Here is a 15,947-nt window from a genome sequence, read left to right as displayed (position 1 = left end):
AACATAGAATAGAGGTTTGATTATGGGGATAACTGCCAAAAAAGAAGAAAAAAAGCATTTGCTTAGTCATGAAGAAACTTTAGAGCTTATACAAAGAGTTCAAGAAGGGGATGAAGAAGCTAAGGAAGTGTTGATATCTAGCAACCTCGGGTTAGTCAGAAGTGTCATCGGTAAATTTTCAAACATTGGTTATGAAAGAGATGACTTGTTTCAATTAGGGTCTATAGGCTTGATTAAGGCTATATATAAATTTGACCCTAGCTATAATGTAAAATTTTCTACATATGCTGTTCCTATGATATTAGGAGAAATAAAAAGATATTTAAGAGATGATGGTATGGTAAAAGTATCAAGATCTCTTAAACAACTCGCCATCAAAGTTAAGATGCAGGGTGAAGCTCTAAGCAAAAAACTTGGACGCGACCCAACAATAGAAGAAATAACAGAAGAATTAGGGGTAGAAAAAGAAGATGTAGTAATGGCAATAGAATCTAATTTTTCTGTTGAATATCTACAAGGAGTTATACATGAAGAAGAAGGTTCTCCTATATGCCTTATCGATAAAATATCTCGAAAAGGAGATAATGAAGAAGATAAGGTGGTAGATAATATTCTTTTGAAGGAAGTACTAGGAAAATTAGAAAAAAGAGAAAGACAAATTATCATGCTTAGATACTTTGAGGATAAAACTCAAAGTGAAATAGGACAAATACTAGATATCTCCCAAGTACAAGTATCTAGAATAGAAAAAAAGGTTTTACACAAATTAAAATCCTACATTACTATGTAGGATTTTTTTTATTCTAAGGAAATTATAGATTATTTGCTTTGTGGAAAATTTATAATTTCAAACTTATTATCTTTATACATTAATACATCATTTTAGAAAATATAATTTCAGTTATATGCATTTTTTTTATTTTTTTTCAAACAATAATATATAAATTAACTATATATGGTTAGGAAAGGATTGATTGTATGCCAAATCAAAACAATACACAAAATAATGACCAAAACTATAAAGATTATGTAGATGAGATAAGTCCAAAACCAACCTACATCAAAAACTATATCATGGCATTTATAGTAGGAGGAATCATATGTATTATAGGTCAAGCGATAAATGATTCGTATATGCATTTAGCCGGATTAGACAAAAAAACAGCAGCTACATGGACTTCGATAACATTGATTTTTATAGGTTCATTCTTAACAGGAATAGGAGTTTATGATTTGATTGGAAGAAGAGCAGGAGCAGGTTCTATAATACCCATCACAGGATTTGCAAACTCTATAGTATCACCAGCTATGGAATTTAAAAGAGAAGGATATGTGATGGGGGTTGGGGCTAATTTATTCAAAATTGCAGGGCCAGTTTTAGTATATGGTATAGGTTCATCTATTTTATTTGGATTTATTTACTACATAATACAAATAATATTTAAGTAAGGAGTAAATTTAATGAGAAATAAGCGAATAGGTAATAGAACTATGAAAATGGAAAATAGTCCAACTATTATTTCTACAGCATCTATAGTTGGACCAAAAGAAGGCAAAGGACCTCTAAAAGATAAGTTTGATGTTATATTACAAGATGATTTATATGGAGAAAAAACATGGGAACTAGCTGAAAGTAAAATGATTCAAACGGCATTAGAAACAGCAGTACAAAAAGCAGAAAAGCAGTTAAGTGATATTCACTTTTTATTTGGTGGAGATTTAATTAATCAAATATTCCCAGCATCATTTGCAGCTAGAGAATTACAAATCCCATTTTGCGGTATATATGGGGCTTGCTCTACTATGGCACTTGGAATGTGTCTTAGCTCCATTGTAGTTGATGGAGGTTTCGCTGATTATGCACTTTGCGGAACATCTAGCCATTATTGTACAGCAGAGAGACAGTTTAGATTTCCGCTAGAACTTGGAAATCAAAAACCTATGACGGCTCAATGGACAGTTACAGGAGCGGGAAGTGCCCTTATTTCAAACAGTGGAGAAGGACCAAAAGTAAAATATATAACAATAGGAAAAGTAGTAGATAAAGGAATCGATGACGGAAATAATATGGGAGCGGCTATGGCTCCAGCAGCTGTCGACACAATTTACTCATATTTTGAAGATACAAAAGATGATCCAAAATCATTTGATTTAATTGCGACAGGTGACTTAGGAACATTAGGTAAAAAAATAACCTGTGATTTATTAAGACAAAAAGGTGTAGATATATTCGATGTTTATACAGATTGTGGGCTTGAAATTTTTGATTTAGAAGAACAAGACGTTCACTGTGGAGGAAGTGGATGTGGATGTTCGGGAACTGTATTTGCATCATACATATATCCTAAATTAGTAAATAAAGAATTTAAAAAAGTAATGTTAGTTTCGACGGGTGCATTATTATCACCAACAAGTACACTTCAAAAACAAACTATTCCATGTATTGCACATGCAGTAATAATAGAAAGTGAATAGATTTTAGATTTATAAAAATTAGAGGATGTGAAAAATATGATTCTAGAGTATGTAAAAGTATTTTTAGTCGGTGGAACGATATGCCTAATAGCTCAAATTTTAATGGATTATTTTAAAATGCAAACACCTTATGTTATGGTGACATATGTTACTACTGGAGCGGCGCTTACATTTTTAGGTATCTATGATAAAATAGTAGATTTTGCTGCGGAGGGAGCGATGGTTCCTATCATAGGTTTTGGATATTTATTAGCAAATGGAGTTATAGAAGGTATTAAGAAAGATGGATTTTTAGGTATATTGACTGGAGGAACAATAGCTGCAGCAGGAGGAATAGCATCAGCGATATTTTTTGGATATGTAATGGCTGTAATTTTTACACCAAAGGCAAAACCTTGATTTAATTATCAAAATTATTTGCATCATTGAGTATGTAAACAGGATTAATATACTAAGTCTATAATAAAAAATGCCATGGAATGATATTTTCCATGGCATTTTATTTTATTTTTAATTATATACTAATTATATTTATATCTATTGATAAATATAATTAGTATATGTTTTGAAAATCTCTATATTTTAAATATTTTATGATATAGTATTTTACTGTTCTAATCTAAAAGTCTTAGATTATTCTGTGGCATTATCACCATTATCAGGAGTAGTATTACCGCCATTATCAGGAGTTGTACCTCCGTTGTCAGGTGTAGTGTTACCACCATTATCAGGAGTAGTAGTACCACCATTTCCACCGTTGTTGTCAGGAGGATTTCCTCCGTCACCAGCACTTGGTGAATCATTAGTATCTTCGTCTGTTGTTGCATTGTTATTTGGAACAGTAGAACGATGAGTACTTGTTCTAGTTGGTGAAGTTCCGTTTACGAATGCAGCATTTGAACCAGAGTTAGAAATTCCACCATCATTTAAGTTTATTTTATAGAATGTTATTCCTGATGGTTTTTCAAAATCTATTACTTCTAAATTTTCATGTATAGGCTTCATAACACTTGCCCATAATTTTGCTGCTGCTGAACTTGATTCTTCTACTGGACGAAGAGCTATACTGTTTTCATCAGCGTCTTTTCTACCAACATCATCTCCGATATAAGTAGAGCATACGTAATATGGAGTATATCCAACGAACCATACAGCATATTTTTTATTAGTAGTACCAGTTTTACCAGCCACAGGCATTTCACCTATAGAAGCTTCTGTACCAGTACCTTCTTTTACAACAGCTTTAAGCATATCTGTCATAACGTAAGCAACTTCTTCATCGACAACTCTGTGTTCTTCTGGAGAAGATTTTACGATCAATTCTCCGTTATAAGTACTAACTGTAGTAAATACAGTAGGTTCTATATAAACACCGCCATTAGCTAAAGCACCATAAGCTGCTGACATTTCAAGAGGAGAAATACCATAAGCCATACCACCTAATGCTAAAGATGGGAATGTTCTATCTGTTGTACTAGAACTATTAGTTTTACTATCTACAACAGTTGTTATTCCGAAGTTTTTAAGATAATCCATCATTACATCTATAGAATCTTCATAAGTATCACCTAAGTTTTCAGCAGTTTTTACTGCAACTGTATTAGATGATTTTGCAAGACCTAGACGTAAACTCATATTTCCAGCACCTGCAGTAGTTGTAGATGGATTCCATATTTGATTCTTTTTAAATTTATATCCGCCTCTTGCATCGCTAAATACTGTTGATTGAGTCATTTGTAAAGTATCAATTGCCGCAGTATATATAGAAAGAGGTTTTATTGTAGAACCTGGTTGAACTGGGTTAGTAGCCCTGTTTAAAGTTCTCTTACCTTTTATATTTCTACCACCGATTAGTGATTTAATTTGTCCATTATGATAATCAATTATAACCATAGCAGATTGTGGTTGTGTTATACCGTTTGAATCTGTAATTGAGTTTGCTGGGAAATTAGAACTATTATTATATTGTGCTTCTAGTTCTGCTTGCATACTAGAATCTATAGTAGTTTGAATTTGAAGACCACCATTATAATATAATTTATTAGCTTCTTCCTGAGTATAACCTTGATCTTTTAATGCGTTTATAACTTCATAATATACATAATCTTCGACTGTTGAAACTACTGTTTGCATAGTTTTAGGTATGTGAATTTGCACATTAGCGACATCTATACATGCTTGATCATACTCACTTTGAGATATATAACCGAATTCTTTCATTTTACTAAGAACTGTTTTTGCTCTTCCAACAGCATTTGGATTAAGTACAGCTTTTCTAACAATCATAGTACCTTGCTTTAATTGGCTATATGTATCATAGTCAGTAATCAATCCCCAAGAGTATAGTTTGTCAACCATATTAAGCTCTACTTCAGTAGGATCGTCATATCCATCATTTTCAGTATGATTAATGAATATTAATTTGTTTTCTAAATCAGATCTTTGTTCAGTACCGTCTAACTTAGCTTTATTAAATGGTGTATATTTATATGGATTGTTGGTAGCACCAACTAACATTGCAGCTTCAGGTAAAGTAAGTTTTTCTGCTGATTTATTAAAACATCCTTGTGCAGCTGCTTCGATTCCATAAAAACTGTTACCTACATACATGTTGTTTAAATATGTAAGTAAGACATCATCTTTATCTACAACTTTACTCATTTCATAAGCATAGTAGATATCTTTTATTTTACGAGACATAGTTTTATCTTGAGAGGTTAAAAGTAATTTTGAGACCTGCATAGGTATTGTACTACCACCTTGTTTTTGACCAAGAATAGTCTTAACAGCTGATCTAGCTAGACCTTTTAAATCGACACCATTATGTTCATAGAACCTAGAGTCTTCTATAGATACAAGTGCGTTTTTTACGGTTTCATTATTTAACTTCTTAAGAGGAATCTTTTTATTTCCAGTTTCGGCTTCTGCCAAAGTACTTCCATCTGAATATTTCAGTATAGTTTTACTATTAGTTTTTTCATCTAATAATGCTTTAGTTATAACTTCAGTATCTCTTAAAGATGAGAAAACTAACGCTGAGCCAACAGCAACACCAGTGACTAGCATAAATAAAATTACCATTCCGAAAATTTTAAATTTACTTCTTTTTCTCTGTTTTTTAGGTTTTGATGAAACTTTTTTATAATTATTTTTCGATGCACTGTTATTTACATCATTATTAGAAGATGAAGAAACTTTTTTTCTTCTAATTTTATTCTTATCATCATTATTGTTATCTCTGCTCATGATATACCTCCTTACTTAATGCATAATTATAACATATTTTATTTCCTTTTTATAGTTAATTAAAATTTGTAAGAATATGTAAAGTTTATTAAGTTTCAATAATAGATAAAATCCTATGGTATAATTATATCCTTTAAATAGTTGATTTAACAATATAATTCATAATAATGTAAATGATAAAATATTGCAGAGAAAAGTTTTAAAATATTTATTATATTTTTTACTTGTATAAAAATAAATATGTATAAATATAGCTTAATTAAAGCATAATAAAAATAATCTCTAGATATCTAGAGATTATTTTTATTATGCTTTACAACATCCATTTTATATACACGCCGTATCCTATTTTAGGATTGTTTTCTAAGGCATGAGATACTGCACCAATTATTTTATTATTTTGAATTATTGGAGTACCACTCATACCTTGCACAATTCCTCCAGTCTCCTTAAGTAAATCTTCATCAACAATTCTTATTTTAAAAGTTTTAGGTTCTGGAGTACATTGATTTTCAATTTTTAATATTTCAATATCATACTTAACACATTGATTTTGTTTATTTTGTAATATTATTTGCGCTTTACCAAGTTGAACTTCATCTAAATTAGCTACCTTATATTTTCTTTGATTTGAAAAATCTATATTTCTAGTTTTACCTTTTATACCATATTGCGTATTTTCTTTAAAATCACCAATTAAATAATTTTTACTTGCATTTATATATCCAACATTTCCACGAGATGATTTTTCTATCTCTAAATTGCTTGTTGTAGAGATAGTACCTGATTTAATAGGTATTTGTTTTGCATCACCGACATTAATTGCATGTCCCACTGCACCAAATTGATGAGTTTCAGGATTTATATATGTCAGTGTAGCAAAACCTGATATTGCATTATTAAAACTAACTCTTTTTAACGGTTCTTTATAACATATTAAATTTTTAATTACATTTCCTCTTTTAACAGTAACGCTAATTTGATTACCAGTAGAAGAATAAAACACATCTGATAAATGATTAAAATCTTTTATTGGATTACCTTCTACTCTCAAAATTAAATCACCGCTTTTTAGTGGACAGCCATTAACTTCATTGCGAACAATTAGATTTTCTAGCTGGCCATCAACTTGAATTACTTTTCCGATTGGAATTAAATACATATCATTATTTTTTTCCAAAGAATATGCATAATTTGCATTATTCATGAAAAAATATAGTAAGAAGAAGAAAAAACAAACAAAAAAGAAACTATTAAATTTTAATGACTTTAAATTGAGTTTTTTATTAAAATTTAGCAATGTTATAAACACCTTCTTTCTTGAGTTTGGTTGGTGCCTAATATTATATTTTGCAGAAGTAATTTTTTAATGCTTGGAAATGAGATTCAACAAAACCGTAGATTGCATAAATAAACAAAGCATAAAAGAAAAACGTTGAAATGAAATAAAACAAAAAATAAAAAAGAAATAAAATTTAAATTATATAGATTTTATTTCTTTTTAACCTTTCTTTTTACTATTTTTTTTGAATGTTTTTTAGAATTAGATGAAGAGGATCTTTTTGAACTAGATCTTCCACCAGCAGTTGTCGGAACAGCAGGAATAGGAGGAACAAATATAGCATCCTCGCCATCCGTAGAGCAAGCATTTACACTAGCTATTAATGCTATTTGGTCAGACAAAACAGCAAGAAATGTAGAAAGTATACTTAAATCTACATCAGATAATTCTTCTCCTAATGCAATAGCTAAGGTAGAAGCTAAAACTATGTAATCAAGCGATGAAAAATAACACAACTTCGATTGTTTTCCAGTTGAAAAGCTTGAATCACTTTCAGAATTACAATTTGAATTTTGATTATCATCATTATTTTGGTTTGTATTATCATCACAATTTTGATTGTTATCATTTTCAGAACAATTATTATTACACGAATTAGACGAATTTGTATTATTTTGCGAAGTTGAATTAGAATCTCTAACAGGGCGTTTACTTTTGCTACTATATTTTCTTTTTTTTCTCTTCAAGAGTTATCACCTCTAAAAAATTTTATGTATATAAATATATATGAAAGACTACAGCTTTAAATGAAAATAAAAATGTTGAGGAGGATAGTATGAAAAAATATAAATTTTTAACTACTACTATACTAATAATTGGACTTATAATGATTTTTACATCGAGTGAAACAAAAAATTTAACAAAATTAGTTTCAAATTTTTCAGCTTTAAAACTAAATCCTAACACTAAAACTGAACAATACATAATATGTATAGACCCAGGTCATCAGGCAAAAGGAAATTCAGAGACAGAACAAGTAGGACCAAATTCAGGCTCATATAAAGCAAAAGTATCTTCTGGAACAGCTGGTGTAGCGACTAAAAAGCCAGAATATGAATTAAATTTAGAGGCATCTTTAAAGTTAAAACATATATTAGAAAGTAGAGGATATAAAGTCTATATGACAAGGGAAAGTCATGATGTGGATATAAGCAATAAAGAAAGAGCTATATTTGCAAATGAAAAGAAAGTAGATATGGTAGTTAGGATACATGCTGACGGTTCTGACAATGCGGGAATTACAGGAGCATCTATTTTAATTCCATCAAAATATGGTGAATATACATCAGCTATTTATGAAGACAGCTCAAATTGTGCAAAATTTATAAATGAAAATATGCAAAATAATGGTTTCAAAGTAAATGGTATATTTGAACGTAGCGACTTAACAGGATTTAACTGGTCACAAGTCCCAGCAGTACTATTAGAAATGGGATTTATGAGTAACTATACAGAAGATCAAAATATGTCTAGTCCAAAATATCAAGAAAAAATGATGACTTCAGTAGCAGATGGATTAGATAATTATTTTAAAAATAAAAAATAAGGTGATATTATGACAAATATATTGGGGGAAAGAAGGAATAATAGCGTCTTAGAAAAGACATTAAATATTATAAGTCCGATTAAAAACAAATTTTCAAAACCAGACTGTAGAGTTCATATATTTATACAGGAAAATGCAATGAATAGCTTATGGTTAAATGGATACTATGAAGTCTATGAATTTTTTTATAGATACAAAAAAACAATAAATCAAGGAGTTGTATGGGCAGACCAAGATTTAAAATGCTATTGTCATTTTTTTAATACTTTTACAAATAAGGGGCTACCAGGTGTAGACGATAATGCACTAACACTAGCTATAAAATATTACGACTATGCTATAGATTTTTTTTATGAAGATGATATATACCAATCCATGTTTTATTTAGGTACAGCTTGCCATCTAGTTCAAGATGTAACCGTCCCGCAACACGCCACAGGAGACTTACTAAACAATCACATGCAGTTTGAAAATTACGCAAAAGCCAATTATCTAAAAATAAAGCGATTTAGAACATACTCTGAACCGATTTTATTTAACTCTGTAGAAGAGTATATACGATTTAATTCTTATAATGCGATAAAGAACCAACATATGTATAAACACGTTCAAAATTTAAGCACTAGATTTTACTTAATTGCCGAAAAAGCATTGGAATTCTCACAACAGACAACAGCAGGAATCCTAATTCTGTATTTTAAAAATACGTATATGCAAAATTACAAAAATCAAATATAATAGTATAGATGTAAACAAATAAAATTTATAAGAGGTGGATAAATGCTAGTAGTAGAAAATGTTAGTCATGGTTTTGGAGCGAGAACAATACTAGAAAATGTATCTTTTAGACTTAAAAAGGGAGAACATATAGCTCTTGTAGGTGCTAATGGAGAAGGAAAATCTAGTTTCTTAAATATAATAACAAAAAAATTAATGCCAGATGCAGGTAATATAAAATGGTCATCAAGAGCAACAGTTGGATACTTAGACCAACATGCTGTTTTAGAAAAAGGAATGACTATAAGAGACGTATTAAGAGATGCGTTCAAAAACATGTTCGAGTTAGAACAAGAAATGTTAAAAATGTATGACCTAATGGGTGAAGCAGACGAAGAACAAATGAATAAACTTCTTGAGGAAACTGCTGAAATACAAACTATATTAGAAAACAGTGGATTCTATACAATAGATGCAAAAATCCAAGAGGTTGCTAATGGTTTAGGATTAGGGGAAATAGGTCTTGATAGAGACGTAACTGATTTAAGTGGAGGTCAAAGAACAAAAGTACTTCTTACTAAATTATTATTAGAAAGTCCAACAATATTAATCCTTGACGAGCCTACAAACCACTTAGATGAAGAGCATATAGTATGGCTTACAAGATATTTACAAGAGTATGAAAACAGCTTTATTCTTGTATCACACGACACAGACTTTATAAACAATACATGTAATGTAATTTATCATATAGAAAATGCTGAGCTTACAAGATACAAAGGTAACTACGACGAATTTGTAAGACTTAGAGATATTAAGAAAAGACAAGAAGAAAGTGCTTATGAAAAACAAGTTGAAGAAAGAAAGAAACTTGAAGATTTCGTAGCTAGAAATAAAGCGAGAGTTGCAACTAGAGGTATGGCAAACTCAAGACAAAAAATACTTGATAAGATGGAAATCTTAGAAAGACCAAAAGAAAAATTAAAACCAACATTCAACTTTAGAAATGCTAGAGCAGCAGCGAGAATAATATTCGAAACTAAAGATTTAGTGTTAGGATATAATGAACCATTAACTAAACCATTAAACTTCCAATTAGAAAGAGGACAAAAAATAGCTCTTAAAGGGATGAATGGTATAGGTAAATCAACACTTCTAAGAACTTTACTTGGAATGACAAAACCATTTGATGGTCAAGTTGAATTAGGTGATTACTTAGAAGTTGGATATTTCGAACAAGAAAGTTCAATGGATAACTACAATACTGCATTAGATGATGTATGGCAAGAATACCCTGTATTAACAAACTACGAAGTTAGACAAGCTCTTGCTAAATGTGGTCTTACTACTGAACATATAACAAGTCAAGTTAGAGTTTTAAGTGGGGGAGAAGCAGCAAAAGTTAGATTATGTAAGTTAATGTTAAAAGACATAAACTTCTTAGTTCTTGACGAGCCTACAAACCACTTAGACGTAGAAGCTAAAGATGAGCTTAAAAAAGCAATAAAAGAATTTAAAGGAACAGTTCTTTTAGTTTGCCATGAGCCAGAATTCTACAGTGATGTAGTTGATGATGTTTGGAATATAGAAGATTTCACTACAAAAATAGTTTAATGCTTAAATTAGAGGGGGGCTTTCAATTGAGAAAGTTATTAAATGTAGTTGTATCTATATGTTTAGCTTTATTTGTGATTGGTTCATCAGTTATTATAACTATGAATATAAAAAGCATCTACTATAATGATATAGATAAACTAAACATAGAGTCTATGATTAATCTATCAAGGGAAGATATAATAGAGAATTACGATTATTTAATTGATTATAACTTAAGCTGGAATGCAGAAGAATTTGAGTTGCCATCTCTACCTTCATCACAAAATGGTAAAATCCATTTTGAAGAAGTGAGAGATATATTCCAAAATGTAAAAATACTTACTATAATCTGTGGAGTTATCTCTGTTGTAGGAGGTATTTTACAAATTAGAAAGAAAGACTTCAAATTTTTAAGAAATGCATCCATCTTAATTGTGATAATGCCAGTTTTATTGGCTATTCCAATTGCGATAAATTTCAATGCATGTTTTATTATGTTTCATAAGATAATGTTTAGTAACAATTATTGGATTTTTAACCCTGTGTTAGATCCTGTTATAAATATATTGCCGGAAGCATTCTTTATGCATATGGGTATTGCAATTTTGGGAATTATGGTATGTGCAAGTGTAATTTTACAATTGATATATCATAAGGTTAAAAAGTTAAATCATGGCAATATTAAAATAAAAAATTAAATTACAAAAATTATAATATTGAAAGAATGTCGAATAAATGGTATGATGGATATATTGAAATAAGACTGAAATAAAAACGAGACGAAAAAATACGAGTTAGATGATGTAAATCAATTCTAACTCGTATTTTTTTTGCTATAAATAATGCATCATAATTTTAAAAAATATATAATATCTTATTCAGAGTCTAATTTTGTAATTTCAACAATTTCTTTAAACTTTCCAATTATATAATCATAATTTTTCCTTTGGTGGGGAAGAGTACAATTTGTACAATCCTTTATACCTTTTTCTGTATATCTAAAATTTCCACCACATTTATCTTTTAAAGCATATAAAGGGCAATAACAGAATAAGCAGTTGAAATTTTCTGGGTCATTTGTTTTATGACAGGGAAAGTATTCACATTTAGTATTACTAAAAAATTTATAATTCAATTTATATATACCTCCAAAGATTATAATATGAGATAATTTTATTATACTATTTTAATTTAATTTATTATACTTATAATATAGAATCAATATATAAAAATTTATTGGGAGAATACTTATGAAGGATTTTAGGGAAGTTTCTACGATGGAGTTGCTTTATAATGTGACTACTAAAATGGAAATTAAAATGAAAAAGTTTGAAGAATTATTTAAAAGCAATATGTTGAAATTTACACTAAAGAGGAAGGATAAAGAAGGAGATGAAATAGAAGAAGATGATAGAATAATAGAAAAAGAAAAAATAAAGAAATTATCATATGAGCAGTTGAGAAATGAAGCTGATGAAGGAGATGAAGATGCCCAGTACAACATGGGAAATTATTATCTAACCTTTGAAAGAGATAAGCTCGAGGGTATATCCAAGGCATTTGGCTGGTACAAAAAAGCATCTCAAAATGGCTCGAAAGAGGCACAGTATAACCTCGCATGTTTGTATATCGATGGGGTAGATATAGATTTAGATGAGGAAGAAGACGAAAAAGAGGAACAAGCCTTTATATGGTTTGAAAAATCAGCAGAACAAGGATTTATAAAATCAAAATTTTGTTTAGCGCTTTGTTATGAACATGGGATAGGAGTAGAAGAAGATAAACAAAAGGCATTTGAAATAGTAAAGTCACTTGAAAATGAAAAAAATAATTATCCAATTCAATATTGCTTGGGAGTATATTATGAAAATGGAATTGGAGTAGATAAAGACAAGAAAAAAGCATTTGAATACTATAAGTTTTGTGCTAATGGAGGGTATGATATAGCTCAGCTTAGGACTGCAATTTGTTTTGAATATGGAATAGGTGTAAAACAAGATTATAAAAAAGCATTTAATCGATATAAAAAAGCTGTGAGCAATGGAAATGAAGATGCAAAATATCTGATGGGCCATTGTTATGAATTTGGAATTGGAACTAATGTAGATTATAAAAAGGCATTTTCAATATATGAGGAATTAAAAGAAATAGATTATGAAGATGGCATTTATAGACTAGCATATTGTTATGAACATGGAATAGGGATAGATATAGATAAAGAAAAAGCGTTTAAATTATATAATGACTTGGCACGAATGGGAAATGAAGACGCAATGTTTTATCTAGCACAGTGTTATGAATTAGATAGAAAAAATGTATTAAGTAATGAAATTACTAATGAAGAAATTGTAGCAGATTTAGAACACGATACAAATTTAGAAAAAGATATAAATATAGTTATAGAAGAAAACAGTATAAATCAACTACAATCAAAAGATTTAGACTTGACTCTGCAAAGCAGCATAGATGAGGAAATAACATTTAGCAAAGACTTAGGTATTAATGTATTTCTAGAGCAGACTATATTTAAACAGATAAAAGACAATAACCTAGAAAGTGACTTAAAAAGATTAATTATAAAGATTGATAAATGCATGAAATCATCAAATAAGTCGTTAAATTTAAATAGTCTAGGTTTTAAAAAGTATGAGGGGATAAAAGATAATAGTATTTATGGATTTGATTTCAATAACAAGATAAATGATAGTGATAGAATAATAGCATGTTTTATGAAAGATTATGTTAAAAAGAATGAATTTGACTTTGATAGATATAAAGGCAATAAAAACGACAAAAAGGGGATTATATTATTTTCAATAGCTAAGCACAACGATCAAGAAAAAGAAGCATTAAAAGTATCTAAAAGGATAAATAGCCACTTCTTTGATAATGAAAACTTCAAAAATTTAAATAGAAAAAAAGAAATGACATATAAAGATATGTTGGAAATAAGGGATAACGTAAAAAGAAACCAAGAAACTAATATGACATTTAGAGCTATTGATTTTAACGATAATGAAATAATATATCAAGAAGTACTGACAAAAGAACAAGCCAAATATATAGATACATTTATTCAAAAATCAGAACCATTCATATTATCAGGTATAGCTGGTAGTGGAAAAACACTATCTACAATCAATTTAATACCAGATATGGTTGAAAAAATCAAAAATATGAACTCAAACAAAAAAATTCTCTACATTACATTTTCAAACAACTTAAAAGAATATGTGAAATCAAAAGTAATGGAAAATTACTATGAATATAACGAATATATAGATATAAGAACTTTTGTAGATATATGCACAGAGATAAATTATAAGCATAACAACAAAAAAATAGATAGATCTAAAATTATAACGCAAAATTCTTATAATAAGAGTTTTACAAAGTTTTTAGAATGGTTACAGCAGACATCTAGGGACGGAAATATTATAAAGTTTATTAAGAAATATGAAAATGAAAAAAATATTATTTATAGCGAAATTTTTGGAATACTAAAAGGTTCTATGTACGTCGATTGGGACAGGAAAGAGCCATATATAGTAAACTCTGAATACTATATCAACAATAGTAAACAAATAGTAGAAGATTATAAAATTTTTGTAGAAGAAGATAGGCAAATTTTATATTCTATAACAGAAAAATACAACCAGTGGTTGTGCGAAAATGACTACCACGACATAAATGATATAGCATTTGAATTACAAAGTTTAATAAAAGAAAAGTCTATAAACTATGAATATGTCGTAGTTGATGAGGTTCAAGATTTTACAGAGGTCCAAATATATATGTTGTTCTTATTAGCTAAAGAACAAGAAATTTATGCAAAGAATAAAACAAGAAAAATATTATTAGCAGGGGACCCCAACCAAATAATAAATCCAACATTTTTCAAAATAGGAAGGCTTACAAAATTATTTTATTTATACGGATATCATTATGAAATTGAGCGACTTAATGAGAATTTCAGAAACTCTATAAATATAATGAAGATGAATAATATAGTAAATGAAATAATAAATGATAAACTTCCGGCAAGAAAAGAAGAAGACAGACAGTTTGAAATAACAAAAAACAATAAAACAGGTATAATAGAGCAAGTCGAAGCGACAGAAGACAACTTAAAAATTATATTTAGTGAGCTTGATGCATCTGCAAAAGTTGCGCTTATAGTATCTGATGATGAGAAAAAACAACATCTAAAACAAAAGTACAACTGTAAAAATGCATTTACAATATCTGAATTTAAAGGGAAGGAATTCGATAATATAATAGCTTACAATATATTATCCGACTATGCAGATATTTATGAAGAAGTTTATAAAAAGGAAATTTTAAAAGAAGGTCATTACAGTTATTACTTTAATCGATTTTATGTTTCTATAACTAGAGCAAATTATAATTTAGTCTTAATAGAAGAAAAAGAAACAGAAGTATTAAAAGAAATCAAAGCAAAACTAGGCGACGATATAAAATATATAAAAACTTTAACCCAGTTTAAAGATTTAAACTTAGGAGAAGTAGTAGGAGATAGTATAGAGCTGTTTAAATTAGGAATGAAGTTTTTCTATGATGAGAGATATTCAGTAGCGAAGAACTACTTTATTAGAAGTGTGGAGCCAAATTCAAACAGTTTAGCAAGGTTGTGTGATTTGTTTGAAGAGGATGGAAAATACGAAGAAAAAGGAGACAAGCTATTTGAAATAGGTGAGTATAAGTTGGCACAGAGCTATTATGAAAAATCATATCAGTTTTCAAAATTTGCGATTATGTACTTGTATATAGAAGATTTATCTTATGAAAAACAGTTGAGAGAGTTTTATAATAGCTTAGAAAAAGAGGGAATAAAATTTAGCGATTTATTTGATGAATATGGCAAACAGTTTGATAAACTAAACGATATATTGCGAAATAAAATAATAAAAACAGAAAAATTAAAATCTAATATTCAACTGAAAATGGGGAATATAAACAAACTATTTGAAAATATAAATACAAAGGTGAATGGGAGATAGGTGA

The 15,947-nt window shown here is 29.1% G+C and carries 13 protein-coding genes; 9 read left to right on the top strand and 4 right to left on the bottom strand.

The features are described 5' to 3' along the window. Positions 1–22 precede the first annotated feature (22 nt). The 4 genes from sigF to ABCM86_RS02325 all read left to right on the top strand — a co-directional run bounded on the left by sigF (position 23) and on the right by ABCM86_RS02325 (position 2,874). Positions 23–790, top strand: a complete 768-nt coding sequence (sigF, locus tag ABCM86_RS02340; protein ID WP_295763028.1) for an RNA polymerase sporulation sigma factor SigF — start codon at positions 23–25, stop codon at positions 788–790. A gap of 188 nt (positions 791–978) precedes the next feature. Continuing rightward, positions 979–1,449, top strand: coding sequence for a stage V sporulation protein AC (gene spoVAC, locus ABCM86_RS02335; protein WP_195931485.1), 471 nt, complete (start codon positions 979–981; stop codon positions 1,447–1,449). A 12-nt stretch (positions 1,450–1,461) separates the two neighbouring features. After that, positions 1,462–2,475: a stage V sporulation protein AD gene (gene spoVAD, locus ABCM86_RS02330; RefSeq protein WP_195931484.1), complete on the top strand. Its 1,014-nt coding sequence runs from the start codon at positions 1,462–1,464 to the stop codon at positions 2,473–2,475. A 36-nt stretch (positions 2,476–2,511) separates the two neighbouring features. Then, complete coding sequence (locus ABCM86_RS02325) at positions 2,512–2,874, top strand: SpoVA/SpoVAEb family sporulation membrane protein (RefSeq protein ID WP_195931483.1); 363 nt, start codon at positions 2,512–2,514, stop codon at positions 2,872–2,874. Positions 2,875–3,108: 234 nt separating this feature from the next. On the opposite strand, the gene ABCM86_RS02320 is transcribed toward ABCM86_RS02325, so the two are convergent. The 3 genes from ABCM86_RS02320 to ABCM86_RS02310 form a co-directional block, all read right to left on the bottom strand. Next, entirely contained in the window at positions 3,109–5,721 is a 2,613-nt protein-coding gene (locus tag ABCM86_RS02320) for a transglycosylase domain-containing protein (protein ID WP_295576104.1), read from the bottom strand. A gap of 313 nt (positions 5,722–6,034) precedes the next feature. Beyond that, a complete protein-coding gene (locus ABCM86_RS02315; RefSeq protein ID WP_243269599.1) occupies positions 6,035–6,883 on the bottom strand; it encodes a SpoIVB peptidase S55 domain-containing protein in 849 nt (282 codons plus the stop codon). A gap of 329 nt (positions 6,884–7,212) precedes the next feature. Next, entirely contained in the window at positions 7,213–7,749 is a 537-nt protein-coding gene (locus tag ABCM86_RS02310; protein WP_343003403.1) for a hypothetical protein, read from the bottom strand. Positions 7,750–7,838: 89 nt separating this feature from the next. Here ABCM86_RS02310 and ABCM86_RS02305 point away from each other — a divergent pair, with 89 nt between their 5' ends. Genes ABCM86_RS02305 through ABCM86_RS02290 form a run of 4 tightly spaced genes read left to right on the top strand, consistent with a single transcriptional unit; the run spans position 7,839 to position 11,620 of the window. Then, positions 7,839–8,609: an N-acetylmuramoyl-L-alanine amidase gene (locus ABCM86_RS02305; RefSeq protein WP_343003402.1), complete on the top strand. Its 771-nt coding sequence runs from the start codon at positions 7,839–7,841 to the stop codon at positions 8,607–8,609. Between the two features lie 9 nt (positions 8,610–8,618). Continuing rightward, a complete protein-coding gene (locus ABCM86_RS02300; protein ID WP_343003401.1) occupies positions 8,619–9,347 on the top strand; it encodes a zinc dependent phospholipase C family protein in 729 nt (242 codons plus the stop codon). Between the two features lie 42 nt (positions 9,348–9,389). Then, the gene (locus ABCM86_RS02295; RefSeq protein ID WP_195931021.1) at positions 9,390–10,940 is read left to right on the top strand and encodes an ABC-F family ATP-binding cassette domain-containing protein; all 1,551 of its coding nucleotides are present in this window, start codon (positions 9,390–9,392) and stop codon (positions 10,938–10,940) included. A gap of 26 nt (positions 10,941–10,966) precedes the next feature. After that, positions 10,967–11,620 carry a TIGR01906 family membrane protein gene (locus ABCM86_RS02290; RefSeq protein WP_195931022.1) on the top strand — a complete coding sequence of 218 codons (654 nt, stop codon included), beginning with the start codon at positions 10,967–10,969 and terminating at the stop codon, positions 11,618–11,620. Positions 11,621–11,796: 176 nt separating this feature from the next. On the opposite strand, the gene ABCM86_RS02285 is transcribed toward ABCM86_RS02290, so the two are convergent. Then, positions 11,797–12,057: a cysteine-rich small domain-containing protein gene (locus tag ABCM86_RS02285; protein ID WP_195931023.1), complete on the bottom strand. Its 261-nt coding sequence runs from the start codon at positions 12,055–12,057 to the stop codon at positions 11,797–11,799. 115 nt (positions 12,058–12,172) lie between these two features. On the opposite strand from ABCM86_RS02285, the gene ABCM86_RS02280 reads away from it, so the two are divergent. Then, entirely contained in the window at positions 12,173–15,943 is a 3,771-nt protein-coding gene (locus tag ABCM86_RS02280; protein ID WP_343003400.1) for an AAA family ATPase, read from the top strand. The last annotated feature ends 4 nt before the right edge of the window (positions 15,944–15,947 follow it).

Source organism: Clostridium sp. 2218st1_F5_2218SCRN_220325 (assembly GCF_039062665.1).
Classification (GTDB): Bacteria; Bacillota; Clostridia; order Peptostreptococcales; family Peptostreptococcaceae; genus Intestinibacter.
Note: the sequence above shows the minus strand (reverse complement) of the source record. Positions and strands in the feature narration are given on the sequence as shown.

Coding starts and splice junctions, on each gene's coding strand:
- sigF (WP_295763028.1), top strand. CDS start 23: ATGGGGATAACTGCCAAAAAAGAAGAAAAAAAGCATTTGCTTAGTCAT.
- spoVAC (WP_195931485.1), top strand. CDS start 979: ATGCCAAATCAAAACAATACACAAAATAATGACCAAAACTATAAAGAT.
- spoVAD (WP_195931484.1), top strand. CDS start 1,462: ATGAGAAATAAGCGAATAGGTAATAGAACTATGAAAATGGAAAATAGT.
- ABCM86_RS02325 (WP_195931483.1), top strand. CDS start 2,512: ATGATTCTAGAGTATGTAAAAGTATTTTTAGTCGGTGGAACGATATGC.
- ABCM86_RS02320 (WP_295576104.1), bottom strand. CDS start 5,721: ATGAGCAGAGATAACAATAATGATGATAAGAATAAAATTAGAAGAAAA.
- ABCM86_RS02315 (WP_243269599.1), bottom strand. CDS start 6,883: ATGTATTTAATTCCAATCGGAAAAGTAATTCAAGTTGATGGCCAGCTA.
- ABCM86_RS02305 (WP_343003402.1), top strand. CDS start 7,839: ATGAAAAAATATAAATTTTTAACTACTACTATACTAATAATTGGACTT.
- ABCM86_RS02300 (WP_343003401.1), top strand. CDS start 8,619: ATGACAAATATATTGGGGGAAAGAAGGAATAATAGCGTCTTAGAAAAG.
- ABCM86_RS02295 (WP_195931021.1), top strand. CDS start 9,390: ATGCTAGTAGTAGAAAATGTTAGTCATGGTTTTGGAGCGAGAACAATA.
- ABCM86_RS02280 (WP_343003400.1), top strand. CDS start 12,173: ATGAAGGATTTTAGGGAAGTTTCTACGATGGAGTTGCTTTATAATGTG.